This is a genomic window from Polynucleobacter sp. (assembly GCF_018500155.2).
Lineage (GTDB): Bacteria > Pseudomonadota > Gammaproteobacteria > Burkholderiales > Burkholderiaceae > Polynucleobacter.
On record NZ_JAHBAK020000031.1, the window covers coordinates 1 to 16,616 of the forward strand.

The following is a 16,616-nucleotide window of genomic DNA, read 5'->3' on the forward strand; positions in this document are numbered from 1 at the left end:
CACGCCCGGAACATCAATCATGGCAGCCGGATCAGCCATTTCTTGACGAGCAATACCATGCGCAATCTTCAAATCTTCTGCATCTATAGTTGGGGTACGCAATGCCATCGCAATGTCATTGGTAATCTGATCGCCAGCAATCGGAATGACAGCGGTATGTCGAATCGAGCCTTGGCAATAGATGGCGATATCTGTTGTACCACCGCCAATATCAACTAACACAACGCCTAACTCTTTTTCATCTTCAGTTAACACCGCTAGACTAGATGCCAATGGCTGCAAGATGAGATCGTTTACTTCTAAGCCACAGCGGCGCACACACTTCACAATATTTTGCGCTGCACTGACTGCCCCAGTAACAATGTGCACCTTCACTTCTAAACGCAAGCCACTCATACCAATAGGCTCACGCACATCTTCTTGTCCATCAATGATGAATTCTTGAACAAGAATATGTAGAATTTGCTGATCCGTTGGAATGTTGATTGCTTTTGCTGTTTCAAGAACTCGCTCTACATCGCCAGCACTCACTTCCTTATCGCGAATAGCAACCATGCCACTAGAGTTGAAACTCACAATGTGATTACCGGCGATACCCGTGAACACTTGAACGATCTGACGATCAGCCATGATCTCAGCCTCTTCCAAGGCCTTTTGAATGGATTGCACTGTTGCCTCAATATTGACCACAACACCCTTCTTGAGTCCTTTTGAAGCAGTTTGACCTACGCCAACCACATTAAATTGACCATCTGGAGCCAATTCAGCAACTAAGGCAACCACCTTGGAAGTTCCAATATCCAAACCAACCAATAGATCTCGATTGTCTTTACTCATTCCCATTCCTTCATTGCTTCAGATCGCTTTTCTTACTTTCAACATCATTCTTTTTCAGATTTGCAGCTGCTAAATGCACTGCAAAACCATTTGCATACCGTAAATCCACCGCATCGATTCGATTGGCCCATTTTTCTTGCACTTGTGGCCAATATTTGAAAAGCCGAGCTACTCGCTCCTCAGTCAGCGTTTTGTCGGAATTCTCTTCATCACGCCCAAACTCCACTTTCATGCCATTGGAGAGTTTGATATGCCATGCATACCGTTCAGTTAAAGCGAGACTAACGACATGAGCACCCCAAGGCTTAAACCAGTTATTCGCTTTTTCATATAGATTCATCACTTCCTTGCCTGAATCATCTGGGCCATGAAAATCAACCAAACGCACATCATCACCAACCTCTGATACGCGACCAGAAAAAATCTCACCGCGATCATTGATTAAGCTATGGCTGTCAGGCCCACCCCATGTGCCAAAGGGCTTTTGCTCCTCAATGCTCACAATCAGGCCATTAGGCCAAACACGACGCACATTCGCATGACGAACCCAAGGCATGCTTTCAAAGCCTCGTTTAACGTCTTCTAGACGTACGCTGAAAAAATTTCCCTGCACGGTTTCTAAGACCTGTTGCTTCACAATCGATTTCTTGATGTGCTTTAAAGTTTGACCAGCTACAGGCTCCACTTGAATTTGCTTTAAAGCAAAAACCGGGCGTTGACTTAGCCACACTAAAACACCGATCACCAGCATCACGACAAAGCACCGCATTAAAAAACGCGTGAGATTTTTCATCCGCTCTGGATGATTCCAGATTGGTGACATCAGCATAGAAAAAATTTCGCCAAAGCGATCCATGAAATTACTCATGAAATAGCGACCTCTTTTTCAGGTAATGTTTCACTCAGCAACCACAGCACTAAATCGGCATACTCCACTCCAGCAGCTTTTGCGGCCATTGGCACGAGCGAGTGTGATGTCATGCCAGGCGAAGTATTCATCTCCAATAGGTACGGCTTACCAGTTCTTTGATCTAACATCACATCTGCGCGCCCCCAGGTACGGCAACCAAGAGCTTTATATGCGGCCAGCGCGAGATCCTGGACTTGCTGATTCACTTGTGGATCAAGACCGGTTGGACATAAATACTGCGTCTCATCCGAAAAATACTTATTGTGAAAGTCGTAATTTGCTTGTGGAGGAATAATTTTGATCACTGGCAGCGCTTCAGCACTGTCACCATAGCCCACCAATGGGCAAGTTAATTCATCACCCACGATGCACGTTTCAGCAATCACTTTTTTATCAAGTCCAGCCGCAAGCTTATATGCAGCCGGCAACTCTTCAACAGACTTTACTTTTGTAAGACCCAACGAGGAACCCTCATGAGCAGGTTTGACAATGAGAGGCAAACCGAGATGCTGCACTACTGCATCCCAATCACTTTGCGCGGTCAACTCTTCAAACTCTGGGGTTGACAGCCCATTACTAATCCAAACTTGCTTAGTAACAATTTTGTCAATTGATAACGCAGAGGCTAGTACACCACTACCGGTATAAGGCAACTCCAGTAAATCTAATAAGCCTTGAATGGTGCCGTCCTCACCGTAACGACCATGTAATGAAATAAAGACGCGATCGAATTTTTCAGAAACCAATTCGGTTGGATTACGTACACCAGGATCAAAAGGATGGGCATCTACCCCTTTTGATAAAAGGGCTTGTAATACTCCATTACCAGACATTAAGGATATTTCACGCTCACCTGAACGGCCGCCCATCAACACACCGACACGTCCGAAAGCTTTCACGTCAAGATTTGCTAGGCGGAGTTTCACACGCTCCCCCCAATTATCAAATCGATGCTTAGACATGTTTAGCCTCCGACAAAGTGTGTGGCAAGGCAGAAATTGAACCAGCACCCATTGTTATCAATACATCGCCATCTTTTAAGACTTGACTTAACTTCTCAGTCATTTCGTTCACATTGGCAGCAAATGCCACAGCAGTAACATCGAGTGATGCTTTCGATTTTTTGTCTTCGGCGACAGCTGCTTTCATAAGACTCTTACCATCAGCCCCAGGAATCTTTGCTTCCCCAGCCGGATACACATCAGTAAGCACCAATGCATCAAAATTTCGTAGTACATGTACAAATTCACCGAAACAATCGCGCGTTCTGGTGTAGCGGTGGGGCTGAAACGCTAATACCAGGCGACGCCCTGGAAATGCGCCTCGAGCTGCAGCCAAGGTAGCAGCCATTTCAACAGGATGATGACCATAATCATCAATCAAAGTGAAAGCTCCACCTGCAGCAAGAGGGATTTCTCCATAACGCTGAAAGCGACGACCAACGCCACTAAATTCAGCAAGCGCTTTAACAATCGCATCATCACCCACGCCCAATTCAGTAGCAATTCCAATGGCAGCAAGTGCATTTCGAACATTATGTAAGCCAGGCAAATTTAAGGTGATGTTTAGGGGGCCTGGTTTATTGCCATGACGACGAACAGTGCGACGTTCGACCGTAAAGTGCATACGCGTTCCATCGGCGCGGACATTACTTGCGCGAATGTCTGCATCTTCAGAAAGTCCATAACGCAGCACTGGCTGAGAGACAAATGGAATGATGTCTCGTACATTGACATCATCAATACATAACACTGCAACGCCATAGAAAGGCATACGCTGAATAAACTGTACAAATGCCTGCTTCAATCTGGCCATATCGTGCTGATATGTATCCATATGATCAGCATCAATATTGGTCACCACTTCCATAGCAGGAAAGAGCTGCAAGAAAGAAGCATCTGATTCATCTGCTTCCACCACAATAAAGTCACCTTGACCCAAGCGTGCATTTGCGCCAGCAGAATTTAATTTTCCGCCGATGACAAAGGTGGGATCCAACCCCCCTTCAGCCAAAACAGATGCCACCAAACTCGTTGTTGTAGTTTTGCCATGGGTGCCTGCAATCGCGATACCTTGCTTTAATCGCATCAACTCACCCAACATCACTGCGCGTTGAATGACTGGAATTTTTGCTGCTCGAGCAGCAAGCACCTCTGGATTATTGCCTGCTACTGCTGTCGATATCACCACCGCTTCAGCAGTCCCAATATTTTTGGAATCATGACCAATATGAATGGTTGCGCCCAGTTCTCTTAACCGTGAGGTAGAAATGCTCTCCGCCAAGTCAGAACCTGAAACTTGGTACCCGAGGTTTAACAAAACCTCGGCAATCCCACTCATACCAGCACCGCCGATACCAACAAAATGAATTTGCTGAACAATATGCTTCATATCCCCACTCCCGCGCAATCTGCGCAAACCTCTGCCACCCGTTGAGTAGCATGTGGCTTAGCCAATGCATGCGCTCTGATAGCCATATCTTTTAGGTCACTCCGATTGAAGTTCTGAATCAGCGAAGCTAGATCTTGAGGATTTAGATATTGCTGAGGCAACAATATTGCCCCATTAGCATCTGCTAAAAATTTTGCATTTGCTGTTTGATGGTCATCAATAGCATGCGGAAATGGAATGAGGCAAGACGCAACTCCACATGCCGCCAACTCAGAGACAGTCATTGCACCAGATCGACAAATTACTAAATCCGCTTGGGCATAAGCAGCTGGCATATCGTCTATAAATGGACGTATATCGGCCTCAACACCAAGATCCCGATAACGTTTTTGCAAGTCAAGTAAATGTTTATCACCTGCTTGATGAACAACTTTAGGACGCATTTCTTTTGCAATCAAAGCCAATGCCGCAGGAATATTTTCATTTAAAGCTACAGCACCTAAACTACCGCCAACAACCAATAAAGACAGAGGCCCTTGACGCTGCTCATAGCGAAGTTCTGGCTTCTCTATATGATCAAACTCTTCACGGATAGGATTACCGACCCACTCCGCATTTGCCATTGTGTTGGGGAATCCTGTGAGGATACGCATTGCAATTTTTGCTAAAGCTCGATTTGCGCTACCCGCTACTGAATTTGATTCATGCAGAACCAAAGGACGTTTCAAGAGCTTAGTCACCAATCCCCCAGGGAAAGTGATGTATCCACCCATGCCTAAAACCACACTAGGCTTTAAGCGACGCATGATTCTCCAGCTTTGAAAGCATGCACGTAGCAAATTGACAGGAAGCAACAATTTGGCTTTAAAACCTTTGCCACGCAAACCACCAAAATCTACCGACTCAAAAGGAAAATCGCAGGACTTCACTAAGCGATATTCCATACCACTTTGGTTTCCTAGCCATGCAACATTCCAACCGCAAATACGCAAATATTCTGCGACCGCTAGGCCTGGGAAAATATGACCGCCCGTGCCTCCAGCCATCACCAATATGGATGGTTTAGTCATAGCTTTCCTCCGCGCATCAAAATACGATTCTCGTAATCAATGCGTAGCAACATTGCAATAGCTACTACATTCATCAGAATGCCAGAGCCACCATAACTTACTAAAGGCAAAGTCAAACCTTTCGTAGGCAATAAACCTAAATTCACACCCATATTGATAAAGGCTTGCCAACCAATCCAGATTGCCACCCCTTTCGCAGCCAAGCCCGCAAAACTCCGATCCAATTGCAAGGCAGTACGGCCGATCATGAATGCGCGTCGCACAATCCAATAGAACAAGAAGATCATCACAACGACGCCCACAAAACCGAGCTCTTCACCAATAACCGCCATGATGAAATCAGTATGCGCTTCGGGTAGATAATGCAACTTTTCAACACTACCCCCAAGACCCGTGCCAAACCATTCACCGCGTCCAAATGCCATGAGCGAATGAGTTAATTGATAACCTTTATTTGCAGCATTCTCTGCTTGCCATGGGTCCATAAACGCTAACATCCGACCACGGCGAAATGGTGAGAGCGCAATCATTGCAGCACCGCTAAGCATTCCAACCACAATCAAGCCACCAAACAGTTTGGCATTGATGCCGCCTAAAAATAAAATACCAAACGCAATTAACGCCACCACCACAAATGCGCCCATATCAGGCTCTTTCATCAAGAGACCACCTACCAATGCAACTGCAATACCCATAGGTAGCATGCCCTTGGAGAAAGAATGCAAGTACTCTTGTCGTTGCACGGTATAACTTGCAGCAAAAATAACAGCGGCAAATTTCATCAGCTCTGACGGTTGAAAATTCATTACCCCCAATGGAATCCATCGTCTTGCTCCATTAACTCCCTTGCCGATTCCAGGAATTAACACTAAGACAAGCAATAAAACCGTAAAGCCAAAAATAACGGGCGAATATCGATCCCACACTTTAGTTGGAATCTTGAAAGCCCAAATGCCCACAACAATGGCAATAACCAAAGAAATTAGATGTCGAATCAAAAAGTAGTTGCTGCTGTAGTTTGCGTACTTAGGGCCATCTGCCAGAGTGATAGAGGCGGAGTAGACCATCACCAATCCGATGAGCATGAGCGAGAGGACAGCCCAAACTAGTAGTTGGTCATATTCCATCATGCGCGAACGCGTTTGTTCGACGCCGGATACTGCATCGCGTAAACCCGTGCGGAAGTTGACAATGCCGCCTCTAGAAAAATTCCAGAATCGATCCAATCCTAAGCGATTTTCTGAATTTGACTTGTCGTTTAAGTTCACGCTTGAACCCCTTCAAAACGCATACCCAACTCTTCAACCTCTGAAATAAATACTTGTGCGCGCTCTTTATAATCACGGAATTGATCCAAACTTGCACACGCTGGGGACAACAAAACTAAATCTCCGGAGACGGCCTGATCCGCCGCAGCTCTTACCGCTACAGATAAATCACCACAATTCTGACAAGCAATGTCATCACCAATTGCTGCAGCAATCTTTGTGCCATCTTTTCCTATGAGGAAAATTCCTTTAACAAAACGAAGAGCGGGTTCACGCAAAGGGCTAAAGTCTTGGCCTTTACCATCTCCACCAGCAATAAGCCAGATTCGTTTGCCAGCCTCATTACTGCCTAAGCCATTCAGAGCAGCGACCGTTGCTCCAACATTAGTACCTTTACTATCATCCACATATTCCACATCGTTCACTACTGCGATACTTTGCACGCGATGAGGTTCGCCATGATAGTCGCGTAAGCCATGCAGTAAAACGTTCAGAGGTAAATTGGCAGCACGAGCTAATGCAAGCGCAGCTAAGGCATTTAAGGCGTTATGACGCCCACGAATGCGGAGTGCATCAGCTGGAATCAATCGCTTTAAGCGCAAAGGCTCATCTTCTTCACTGATAGCGGACTTCCGTCGACGCTTAGGCTTAGGCTCAAGATCTTCGTCTACTTCAGCCCAAACCAACCAATCAATACCACCGGCGCGTAAATCATGCTCAATACCAAATGCGCCTTGCTCATCGGGACGATTGGAGCCAAAAGTAACAATCGATTTCTCTAATTTTTGCTCTTGAGAAAGCAAACCCATTACTGTTGGATCATCGCGATTCAAAATACAAACAGTATCTTCTCCGAATATTTTGGACTTTGCTTGCGCATAGGCAGCCATATCACCATGCCAATCGAGATGATCTTGCGTGATATTGAGAACGGTTGCCGCAGTAGCATTAAGAGAATAAGTAAATACCAACTGAAAGCTGGAAAGTTCCAATACCCATACATCTGGCATATCCTCTAGTTGATCTGCTCCATCTAAACAAGTCATCAACTTTTCGAGTGCCGCAGGACTAATATTGCCTGCAACAGCTACTTTTTTTCCAGCCCTCTCGCATAACTGTCCAGTTAATGCAGTCGTAGTGGTTTTTCCATTGGTACCCGTTACAGCTAGCACTACCGATGCATAACTTGACTGTCTTGTGTGAGCCATGCGGGACATTGCCGCAATAGCACGAGCAAAAAATTCAATCTCACTCCATACATCCACTCTTGCTTTGCGCGCCTTCACCAAGAAGGATTCTGTTGGCTCTTGAAGTGGAGATAATCCGGGGCTAATACCGATCACATCAATATCCAATAACAAATCATCGTGTATTGGCCCAAAGTGTGTGTCTGTTAGCCCTGCAAATTCCAGTTCTGCCAACCACGCTAATTGACGTTCAGAAAAATTCGCGCGCTCGCGTGTGTCGACTAGTCTTACAGTTGCGCCATTACGCAGGCACCACTTAGCCATTGCAACACCTGACTCGCCCAAACCCAAAATCAGATAACGCTCTGGAGCTTGATACTGAACATCAGCAACTGAAGCGGGATTGGCAAAGGTATTTTCTAAGATCAACATATTTACTTTTGGCTCACCGTAATTTCAAGCTAGATAAACCAATTAATACTAAAAGGATGGTGATGATCCAGAAACGAACAACCACTTGGGTTTCTTTCCAACCACCTAATTCAAAGTGATGATGCAAGGGTGCCATCCGAAAAATGCGTCGACCTTCACCAAAATGCTTTTTTGTCACCTTGAACCAAAATACTTGCAACATCACTGATACGGTTTCAGCAACAAAAATCCCGCCCATCACAAAGAGAACAATCTCTTGGCGAACAATCACTGCGATCGTTCCAAGCGCACCACCCAAAGCGAGAGCGCCTACATCGCCCATAAATACCTGCGCGGGATGTGTGTTGTACCAAAGAAAGGCAAGACCAGCGCCACCCATAGCGCCACAAAAAATCATTAATTCACCAGCGCCAGGAATGTATGGAAAGAGAAGATATTTAGCGTAGATCGCATTACCCATTACATAAGCAAATGCGCCTAAAGCTGCACCAACCAAAATCACCGGCATGATGACCAATCCATCTAAGCCATCAGTCAAATTGACAGCATTGCTACTTCCGACAATGACTAAATAACTCAAGATAATGAAGCCCATCATGCCCAATGGATAGCTCACTTCCTTCATAAATGGAATGAGTAAGTTAGTTTTTGCCGGCAAATCAAGTGCAAAGCCACTCTTCAGCCATTCATAGAACAGTTGCAAGACCTTTAAGTTATTCACCTCGGATACTGAGAATGCTAAGTAAATCGCTGCGAATAAACCAATTAAGGTTTGCCAAAAGAACTTTTCTCTAGATGCCATCCCTTTTGGATCCTTACGCGCCACTTTGCGGTAGTCATCTACCCACCCCACAGCACCAAACCCAAAGGTCACGATCATCACAATCCAAATAAAACGATTACTGAGATCTGCCCAAAGCATGCAAGAGACAAAAATGCCGATCAGAATTAATACACCACCCATTGTTGGTGTACCTGATTTCACTAAATGGGTTTGTGGGCCATCTGTACGTACGGCTTGCCCCATCTTTAGGGCAGTCAGCTTACGAATGACCCAAGGTCCTGCTGCCAAGCCAATCAATAGCGCTGTGACAGTAGCCATCACCGCTCTAAAAGTGATGTAATTAAATACCCGCAAAAAACCGAAATCATCTTGCAGCCATTGGGACAAAATTAAGAGCATGTTTTAGCCTCCTCTAACAAGGCTTGCACTACACGCTCCATACGCATAAATCGTGAACCCTTCACCAATATTGTTAATTGCGTTTTACTATCAGCATTCTTTGCATGTATTTCAGCGCTAAGATGTTTAATTAAGGCATCTATATCTTTGTAATACAGCGCCTGAGCACTTGCATTACCTTTTGCAACTTGATCGAATCCTTCAATTGCAAACTGACATAAATCGCCAAGTGCAAAAAGCTTTGTAATACCTTGTTGAGCTGCATAAGCTCCAACTTCTTGATGAAATTCAGGGCCTTGGTTACCTACCTCGCCCATATCACCCAGAATCAACCAAGCTTGAGTTCCTGATTTCTTTAAGGCATCAATAGCAGCTCGAACAGAATCCGGATTAGCGTTGTAGCTGTCATCAATTAATGTGTAGTTAGCATTAATTTGTCTAACTTGCATACGTCCATTGACTGGCGCAAACAGTTCGAGTCCCTGCTGTATCTTTTCAAAGGGAATTCCTGCGGCAATAGCCACTGCACTTGCTGCTAAGGCATTACGTGCATTATGGTCGCCCAGAGTATTGAGACGTACTTGTATTGCCTGATTTTTGGTAATGACCTCTAATAGACCATTACTTAATAACCGTCCTGTAACAAATGCCTCTGAATTTGCTTGGGTAGTCAGCAATTCAAAATCAATGACTTTTCTTTTTCCAGCTGCTTCAAGCCATACAGAAGTGAACTCGGAGTCTGCTGGAAATACTGCAATGCCATTCTCAGGCAAGGATCGAATGACATCTGCATGCTCTTGCGCCACTGCAGCAACAGTTGCCATAAATTCTTGATGTTCACGTTGCGCATTATTGATTAAAGCAATATTCGCTTGTGCAATAGCTGCCAACTGTGCGGTTTCACCAGGATGATTCATTCCCAGCTCTATTACTGCAAGAGAATCAGTTGAGCGTAACTTTAATAATGTCAACGGCAGTCCAATCTCATTATTTAGATTGCCCTTGGTTACTAGTGTTTTTTCCTCGCCAACAGTCGCTTTAAAAATTGAAGCGATCATTTCTTTAACAGTAGTCTTGCCATTGCTTCCAGTTACTAAAGCTAGAGGAATGTCATGATTAGCGCGCCATGCTTTAGCCAAATCACCTAAACCAACGCGCGTGTCACTTACGCAAATCGCAGGTAAGCTCACCGGGCATTTTTCTACGCTACTGATCATCGCCGCACTCGCACCATGACTCACAACTTCATTTAAAAAGTCATGCGCATCAAAACGCTCACCAGACAAGGCTACAAATAATTCACCATGATCTATTTGTCGGCTATCGGTTCCTACCCTGGCAAGCAAAATGGAGTTGGCTGCTTCTGGCGTCGCATTTAATAAGCCACTTCCGGGCAACATTGCATGTGCTTGAGCAAGAGTCATCATTGACATTAAATCAATCCCCTTGCTGCTAAGCGAATGTGTTCTTGATCAGAAAACTCAAAACTCTTGCCATTAATCTCTTGGACTGTTTCGTGACCCTTACCTGCTACTAACACGACATCGCGTTTATCTGCATGTCGAATGGCGGCCATGATTGCAGCTGCGCGATCAGCCACTTTTTGAATGGTTATAAATGATGCTGGAATGCCCTTGCCGATCATTTCTATGATTGCATGGGGATCTTCAGAACGAGGGTTATCGCTTGTAACGATAATTTCATCCGCAAACTTGGCAGCGACAGCACCCATTTGAGGACGTTTCCCTATATCCCGATCGCCACCACAACCAAAAACGCACCAGAGCTTTCCACCACGTTCATTTGCTATTGGGCGTAACGCCTCTAAGGCTTTTTGCAAAGCATCAGCTGTATGCGCGTAATCCACCACAGCCAAAGGTCCATCGAATTTTGTACTCTTTCCGTTTGCGATCAGCTCCATGCGCCCAACAACGGGCTGTAACTGACTAATCAGTTTGCTAGCTTCTTCACCATTTAAGCCTTGCGTTAGCAGGGTTGTCCAAACTGCCAATGCATTACTTAAATTGAATTTTCCAAGCAAAGGAATATGAAGAGGGGTTTTATTAACGCCTTCATGTATGAATTCGGCATCGTATCCTGCATGTTGAAATGCAACATTTTCCGCATAGATTCGTTGTAAACGATTGCCAAATTTCTCGAAGCCATTAAATGCCGAGCGATCCAAAGCATATGCCCATACTTGTAAATCATTTCTTGCTAATAGATTCATCACTAATTCACGACCAAAGGCATCTTCTAAGTTCACGACAGCATGCTCTAGGCCCTGCTGACTAAATAACTTTGCCTTCGTCTGGGCATAGTTGGCCATGGTCTCGTGATAATCCAAATGATCTTGGGTTAAGTTCGTAAATACTGCGCAGTTAAACCATGTGCCAGCAATTCTCTCCTGATCAAGAGCATGCGAAGAAACTTCCATTGCCACTTGTTTTGCCCCAGCCACTAATAATTCTTTTAACTGAGTCTGTAATTTGGGAGCATCTGGAGTGGTGTATCCCGTTTTCTCTAACTCACCAGGAAAACCAGTACCCAATGTGCCTAATACAGCGGTTCGATGCCCAGGTGTATTTAATGCGTGAGCCAACCATTGGGTAATACTTGTCTTCCCGTTGGTTCCGGTCACACCAATTATCTTGAGTTGCTTACTAGGATTGCCATACCAATCAGCACAATACTGACCCGCTCTTTCAGCCAAGTTTTCTATTGCATAGCATTGCGGATGCTCTAAATAAGCATCTCCCATTTCATTGGGATCAAAGACCACTGCTGCTGCTCCATTTTGCAAGGCCGCATCAATAAATGGACGTCCGTCACGCCGTGCTTTTCCATGGCCAACTGGATAAGCAAAGAAAACATCTCCTGCACAGATTTGACGACTGTCAGCACTCACTTTGGCAGACGAATCCACTAAGGTACGAAGGCGCTCAATCAAGTGATTGGGATCAATATTCAATGTCACCCTCATCTTTTCAGAGCCACAGGTTGTGCGTGGTTTGTTGCAGTACGAATTTCCGCAGGCTTCTTATCATCAAACGCCATTTGCTTTACTTTGTTATCTGGAAGCACATTTAGAGTTCGTAATGTCTCACCAACAATAGTTGAAAAGACTGGGGCAGCAACATCTCCGCCATAGTGACTACCACCAGTAGGTTCATCAATCATGACTGCCACAACGATTCTTGGCGCGCTTATGGGAGCCAATCCCGCAAAATATGCGCGATATTTATTTCCATAGCCTTTGCCAACTAATTTATGCGCGGTTCCCGTTTTTCCACCAACCCGATATCCCTCGGCTTGCGCTTTCACTGCGGTTCCACCGGGTTCCGTTACTGTCTCTAACATTGTCCGCATCTCAATAGCAGTCTTGGGAGACAGCACCCTAGTGCCCGGTTTAATTTCTGGACTGCGCTCAATCGTTAATGGCACTAATTCACCATCGCGTGCAAACACTGTGTAGGCTCTCGCCACTTGGAAAAGAGAGGCAGAAATGCCATAGCCAAAAGCGATGCGCGCTTGATCAGTTGGCATCCACTTTTTATACGGATGCACTGTTCCAGCTACAGCACCAGGGAAGCCAATTTTTGGTGCTTGACCCATTCCAACAGCGGTATAAAAGTCCCACATCTCTTCAGACGAAAGATGGTTCATTGCAATCTTTGCAGTACCAATATTGCTCGACTTTTGAATGATCTGAGCAACTGTTAAATTGCCGTAAGGATGTGTATCGGTAATTGGTTTAGGGCCAACAAGATAACTTGAGCCAATTGCCATATTTTGATTTGGGGTAACAGAACCCTTCTCTAGTGCAATTGCCACGGTCAAAGGCTTCATAGTGGAGCCTGGCTCAAATGTATCGGTTAATACTCGGTTGCGTAATTGCTCACCTGTCAAATATTTACGATCATTCGGGTTGTAGCTTGGGTAATTTGCTAGCGCCAAAATTTCCCCAGTCTGAACATCTAACACCACAGCACCTCCAGCTTTGGCATGATGCTGCTCTACTGCACTTTTAAGTGCGTTGTAAGCTAGAAATTGAATTTTGCTATCAATTGAAAGTTGCAAATCCTTGCCATTTTGCGGTAACTGCACAATGGCAATATCTTCAACAACACGACCAAGACGATCAATCACAACGCGTCTTTGACCAGGTTGAGCTGCAAGATCTTTCTCCCTCGAAAGCTCCATGCCTTCCTGACCTTTGTCATTCACATTGGTAAAGCCGACTACGTGAGCCATCGCTTCACCCTCAGGATAGAAGCGACGATATTCATTATTCTGCCCAATCCCTGGAATTTCTAGTTGCTTAATTTGCTGGGCTACTTGTGGATCCACTTGTCGTTTCAAAAATATCTGTTTACGTTCATCTTTTAATTTTTTGCGTAACTCAGACTCGCTAATTTGCAATAAGTTAGCTAATTTTTGAATCTTCTCTGCGGGCAAATCATCTGGAACAGTATCGTTATAGGCAATGATGGACTTTGCCTCCAGACTGGTAGCAATAACCTGACCATTACGGTCCAAAATTTTTCCACGACTTGCTGGTAACTCCAATTCACGCTGAGTACCACGCACTCCCTTTGCTTCATAAAACGCATTTCCAGGACCCTGAATCCAGAAAGCTCTGAGCAATAACAGCATGAAGACAAAAAATAAAAGGAATAGCATCAAACGCGACCGCCACATTGGCAGGCGCAAGACTAAATTTGGAGTTGTCGAGAACCCAACCGGTCTCATTGCGACTCCTTCAAGTACAAGGTACGTTCAGGAGAAATGGGAACCATGCGTAATTGATTACGGGCAACGTCCCGAATTCGTGCAGACTTCGACAAGTTGCGTTGCTCATACTCCAAACGCAACCATTCTTGATTTAATTTGCGCTCTTCTATTTGCGCACGCTCTTGAGCAATAAATAACTTTCTAGCCCTTTGTTGAGCGGCAACCAATGACAATGCGCAAATTAATAGCAATGCTAATAAGGTTAGAGTGGCGCGATTCATGCCGACACCTCCATGCGCTTTTCTGCCACCCTCATAATGGCTGAGCGCGCACGAGGATTTTCTGAAATCTCTAATTCACTGGGTTTTACACGACCGATAATTTCCAGAGCGCTTTGCGGCAAATCTTTTTCGCGCACTGGCAATCCGCGAGGAATTTCTACTCTTGCATGGGCCTGATAAAATTGCTTAACAATTCTGTCTTCTAATGAATGAAAGCTAATCACGGCAAGTCTTGCGCCGGGCTTTAACAACTTCAAGGCTGCTTTAAGGCCTAACTCCAAATCTTCTAACTCACGGTTGATAAATATGCGTAGGGCTTGGAATGTTCTAGTTGCAGGATCTTGACCAGCTTCACGCGTACGCACTACATTCGCAACCAAAGTAGCCAATTGGGTTGTAGTCTTTGGAGACAAACCTTCCTCTCGCTTGGCCACTATGGCCTTTGCGATTTGAAATGCAAAACGCTCCTCTCCGTAAGTCTTAATCACGTGCGTGATTTCCTCTACCGGTGCTTGCTCTAACCATTCCGCAACCGTGAAACCGTGTTTGGTATTCATTCGCATATCGAGCGGACCTTCGCGACGAAAGGAAAATCCTCGATGTGCTTCGTCCACCTGTGGAGAGCTGATCCCCAAATCCAACAAAATTCCATCGACGGATTCTGCCGAAGCATATTGATCCATCTGCGCAAAACTGTCGTGCACTATCGTAAAGCGCGGATCGTTGATTTGCTTTGCTACAGCAATTGCGTCCAAATCTTTGTCGAACGAAATGATGCGTGCTGCTGGTGGTAAATTTTTGAGAAGAGCTTGCGTGTGTCCGCCGCGCCCAAATGTTCCATCGATGACAACAATGTTGGATTTGGTGTTTTGATCTGAAATGAGCGGGCCATTGATCAGCGCCGTCACCGCCTCGGCCAGTAACACTGGGCGATGAGTATTGTTCATAGCACCCTGTCATCAAAAATTAAATTGCTTGAGTGCTTCAGGCATACCTTGTGCGATAGCAGCCTGTTCTTTTGCAGCATATGTTGCCGCATCCCACAACTCCAAGTGACTGCCCATACCTAGCAAGATCACTTCTTTCTCAATTCCTGCAGCATGACGCAACTCTGGACTGACCAAAATACGACCTGCGCTATCAAGATCTATTTCTGCAGCATTACCGAGAAAAATTCTTCGCCACCAGTGAGCATCCATTGGAAGCTGCGCCACTCTGGCGCGAAAACTCTCCCACTCGGGTCTTGGAAATAACAAAAGGCATCCATCAGGGTGCTTAGTGAGCGTGACACGGCCTTCACCCTGAACTAACAGGGCGTCACGATGCTTTGCCGGAATCGACATCCTGCCTTTTGCATCTAAATTAAGAGCTGACGCACCTTGAAACACCAATTACCCCACTTTTTCACACTTCCTCCCACTTTAGAGGATCGCCATAAGAGGGTCAAGTGTTTTTGGGTATTTTTTTAGGAATTTCTCTAATGTTTACAAACACTTAGCGTCGTATGTTGATAAAAAGTTGGCAATAAAATAGCTACTTAAAACAATGGCTTGGAAAATATACTTAAGATGACATCTTAGATATACATCCTAATAATCTAAAAAATACTGTATTTATGTCCAGTATTTAATAAATTAATTAAAAAGTTTCTAAAAAAAATAAATCTATTTAAATCTAAATTAGATTTTGTAAGCAGTGGTGGTCATGATTTTTGAAACTGTTTGCATGATTTTCTGAATGGGCTCTGGAAGAGTAGCGCCGCCAGCATGCAAAGCAGCTTGTCCATGCTCAATCTCATCGATACGCATTTGATCAACGATTGCTCGCGAGCGTTGATCTTCTAAAGGCAATTTCTCAAGATGATTTTCAAGATGTGCTTCAACTTGTTTTTCTGTTTCAACAACAAAACCTAAACTCCATTTATCGCCTGCTAAACCAGCAGCCAAACCAATCGCAAAGGATCCTACATACCAAAATGGATTTAAAACACTTGTGTGCGAATCTAATTCTTTAAGACGAGTTTCACACCACGCTAAGTGATCTATTTCTTCTTGCGCTGAATGCTCCAACATTTTTTTTATTTGAGGATCGCGTGCCACCAATTTTTGCGATTGATAGAGAGCTTGTGCACACACTTCTCCAACATGATTTACACGCATTAATCCTGCAGCATGTTTACGCTCAGCTGCGTCAAGAGAATGCTTAATGTTTGACTGAGACCCCGGAGTAGGACGACCTGCATTCGCGCCTCCAACAACAGACCGCAGCGCGGTATCAAACTCAAGAATTAGTCGATCGATCGGGGAAAGCATGGGGCAAAAAA

15 protein-coding genes are annotated in these 16,616 nt (G+C 44.9%); all 15 read right to left on the bottom strand.

Features of this window, described 5'->3' with window-relative positions; all coding sequences use genetic code 11:
• On the bottom strand, positions 1 to 837 hold an 837-nt coding region (gene ftsA, locus KIH43_RS03940; RefSeq protein WP_297717968.1), incomplete at its 3' end, for a cell division protein FtsA.
• A gap of 10 nt (positions 838 to 847) precedes the next feature.
• Positions 848 to 1,705 (bottom strand): cell division protein FtsQ/DivIB, encoded by an 858-nt coding sequence (locus KIH43_RS03945; protein WP_297717971.1) that lies wholly within the window; start codon positions 1,703 to 1,705, stop codon positions 848 to 850.
• Positions 1,702 to 2,709 (bottom strand): D-alanine--D-alanine ligase, encoded by a 1,008-nt coding sequence (locus tag KIH43_RS03950; protein ID WP_297717973.1) that lies wholly within the window; start codon positions 2,707 to 2,709, stop codon positions 1,702 to 1,704. The genes KIH43_RS03945 and KIH43_RS03950 overlap by 4 nt, the downstream gene beginning before the upstream one ends.
• Positions 2,702 to 4,138 (bottom strand): UDP-N-acetylmuramate--L-alanine ligase, encoded by a 1,437-nt coding sequence (gene murC / locus KIH43_RS03955; RefSeq protein ID WP_297717976.1) that lies wholly within the window; start codon positions 4,136 to 4,138, stop codon positions 2,702 to 2,704. The genes KIH43_RS03950 and murC overlap by 8 nt, the downstream gene beginning before the upstream one ends.
• Positions 4,135 to 5,208 carry an undecaprenyldiphospho-muramoylpentapeptide beta-N-acetylglucosaminyltransferase gene (gene murG, locus KIH43_RS03960; RefSeq protein WP_297717979.1) on the bottom strand — a complete coding sequence of 358 codons (1,074 nt, stop codon included), beginning with the start codon at positions 5,206 to 5,208 and terminating at the stop codon, positions 4,135 to 4,137. Before murG ends, murC begins: the two co-directional genes overlap by 4 nt.
• Positions 5,205 to 6,434, bottom strand: a complete 1,230-nt coding sequence (gene ftsW / locus KIH43_RS03965) for a putative lipid II flippase FtsW (protein WP_296967249.1) — start codon at positions 6,432 to 6,434, stop codon at positions 5,205 to 5,207. Before ftsW ends, murG begins: the two co-directional genes overlap by 4 nt.
• Positions 6,435 to 6,472: 38 nt before the next feature.
• Positions 6,473 to 8,095 (bottom strand): UDP-N-acetylmuramoyl-L-alanine--D-glutamate ligase, encoded by a 1,623-nt coding sequence (gene murD / locus KIH43_RS03970; protein WP_297717982.1) that lies wholly within the window; start codon positions 8,093 to 8,095, stop codon positions 6,473 to 6,475.
• A 13-nt stretch (positions 8,096 to 8,108) separates the two neighbouring features.
• Complete coding sequence (gene mraY, locus KIH43_RS03975) at positions 8,109 to 9,278, bottom strand: phospho-N-acetylmuramoyl-pentapeptide-transferase (protein WP_296967087.1); 1,170 nt, start codon at positions 9,276 to 9,278, stop codon at positions 8,109 to 8,111.
• Positions 9,269 to 10,711, bottom strand: a complete 1,443-nt coding sequence (gene murF / locus KIH43_RS03980) for a UDP-N-acetylmuramoyl-tripeptide--D-alanyl-D-alanine ligase (RefSeq protein ID WP_297717985.1) — start codon at positions 10,709 to 10,711, stop codon at positions 9,269 to 9,271. The genes mraY and murF overlap by 10 nt, the downstream gene beginning before the upstream one ends.
• Positions 10,711 to 12,261 (bottom strand): UDP-N-acetylmuramoyl-L-alanyl-D-glutamate--2,6-diaminopimelate ligase, encoded by a 1,551-nt coding sequence (locus KIH43_RS03985; RefSeq protein WP_297717988.1) that lies wholly within the window; start codon positions 12,259 to 12,261, stop codon positions 10,711 to 10,713. Before KIH43_RS03985 ends, murF begins: the two co-directional genes overlap by 1 nt.
• Positions 12,258 to 14,030 (bottom strand): penicillin-binding protein 2, encoded by a 1,773-nt coding sequence (locus KIH43_RS03990; protein WP_296967093.1) that lies wholly within the window; start codon positions 14,028 to 14,030, stop codon positions 12,258 to 12,260. The genes KIH43_RS03985 and KIH43_RS03990 overlap by 4 nt, the downstream gene beginning before the upstream one ends.
• On the bottom strand, positions 14,027 to 14,293 hold the full coding sequence (gene ftsL, locus KIH43_RS03995) for a cell division protein FtsL (protein ID WP_296967095.1): 267 nt from the start codon (positions 14,291 to 14,293) through the stop codon (positions 14,027 to 14,029). The genes KIH43_RS03990 and ftsL overlap by 4 nt, the downstream gene beginning before the upstream one ends.
• The gene (gene rsmH / locus KIH43_RS04000) at positions 14,290 to 15,240 is read right to left on the bottom strand and encodes a 16S rRNA (cytosine(1402)-N(4))-methyltransferase RsmH (RefSeq protein ID WP_297717992.1); all 951 of its coding nucleotides are present in this window, start codon (positions 15,238 to 15,240) and stop codon (positions 14,290 to 14,292) included. The genes ftsL and rsmH overlap by 4 nt, the downstream gene beginning before the upstream one ends.
• A gap of 12 nt (positions 15,241 to 15,252) precedes the next feature.
• Positions 15,253 to 15,681 carry a division/cell wall cluster transcriptional repressor MraZ gene (mraZ, locus tag KIH43_RS04005; protein WP_296967100.1) on the bottom strand — a complete coding sequence of 143 codons (429 nt, stop codon included), beginning with the start codon at positions 15,679 to 15,681 and terminating at the stop codon, positions 15,253 to 15,255.
• A gap of 291 nt (positions 15,682 to 15,972) precedes the next feature.
• On the bottom strand, positions 15,973 to 16,605 hold the full coding sequence (gene coq7, locus KIH43_RS04010) for a 2-polyprenyl-3-methyl-6-methoxy-1,4-benzoquinone monooxygenase (RefSeq protein WP_296967102.1): 633 nt from the start codon (positions 16,603 to 16,605) through the stop codon (positions 15,973 to 15,975).
• Positions 16,606 to 16,616 lie beyond the last annotated feature (11 nt).

Excerpts from the sequence above, each read along its gene's own strand:
- KIH43_RS03945 (WP_297717971.1), bottom strand. The coding sequence starts at position 1,705 with ATGAGTAATTTCATGGATCGCTTTGGCGAAATTTTTTCTATGCTGATG.
- KIH43_RS03950 (WP_297717973.1), bottom strand. The coding sequence starts at position 2,709 with ATGTCTAAGCATCGATTTGATAATTGGGGGGAGCGTGTGAAACTCCGC.
- murC (WP_297717976.1), bottom strand. The coding sequence starts at position 4,138 with ATGAAGCATATTGTTCAGCAAATTCATTTTGTTGGTATCGGCGGTGCT.
- murG (WP_297717979.1), bottom strand. The coding sequence starts at position 5,208 with ATGACTAAACCATCCATATTGGTGATGGCTGGAGGCACGGGCGGTCAT.
- murD (WP_297717982.1), bottom strand. The coding sequence starts at position 8,095 with ATGTTGATCTTAGAAAATACCTTTGCCAATCCCGCTTCAGTTGCTGAT.
- mraY (WP_296967087.1), bottom strand. The coding sequence starts at position 9,278 with ATGCTCTTAATTTTGTCCCAATGGCTGCAAGATGATTTCGGTTTTTTG.
- murF (WP_297717985.1), bottom strand. The coding sequence starts at position 10,711 with ATGTCAATGATGACTCTTGCTCAAGCACATGCAATGTTGCCCGGAAGT.
- KIH43_RS03985 (WP_297717988.1), bottom strand. The coding sequence starts at position 12,261 with ATGAGGGTGACATTGAATATTGATCCCAATCACTTGATTGAGCGCCTT.
- KIH43_RS03990 (WP_296967093.1), bottom strand. The coding sequence starts at position 14,030 with ATGAGACCGGTTGGGTTCTCGACAACTCCAAATTTAGTCTTGCGCCTG.
- ftsL (WP_296967095.1), bottom strand. The coding sequence starts at position 14,293 with ATGAATCGCGCCACTCTAACCTTATTAGCATTGCTATTAATTTGCGCA.
- rsmH (WP_297717992.1), bottom strand. The coding sequence starts at position 15,240 with ATGAACAATACTCATCGCCCAGTGTTACTGGCCGAGGCGGTGACGGCG.
- coq7 (WP_296967102.1), bottom strand. The coding sequence starts at position 16,605 with ATGCTTTCCCCGATCGATCGACTAATTCTTGAGTTTGATACCGCGCTG.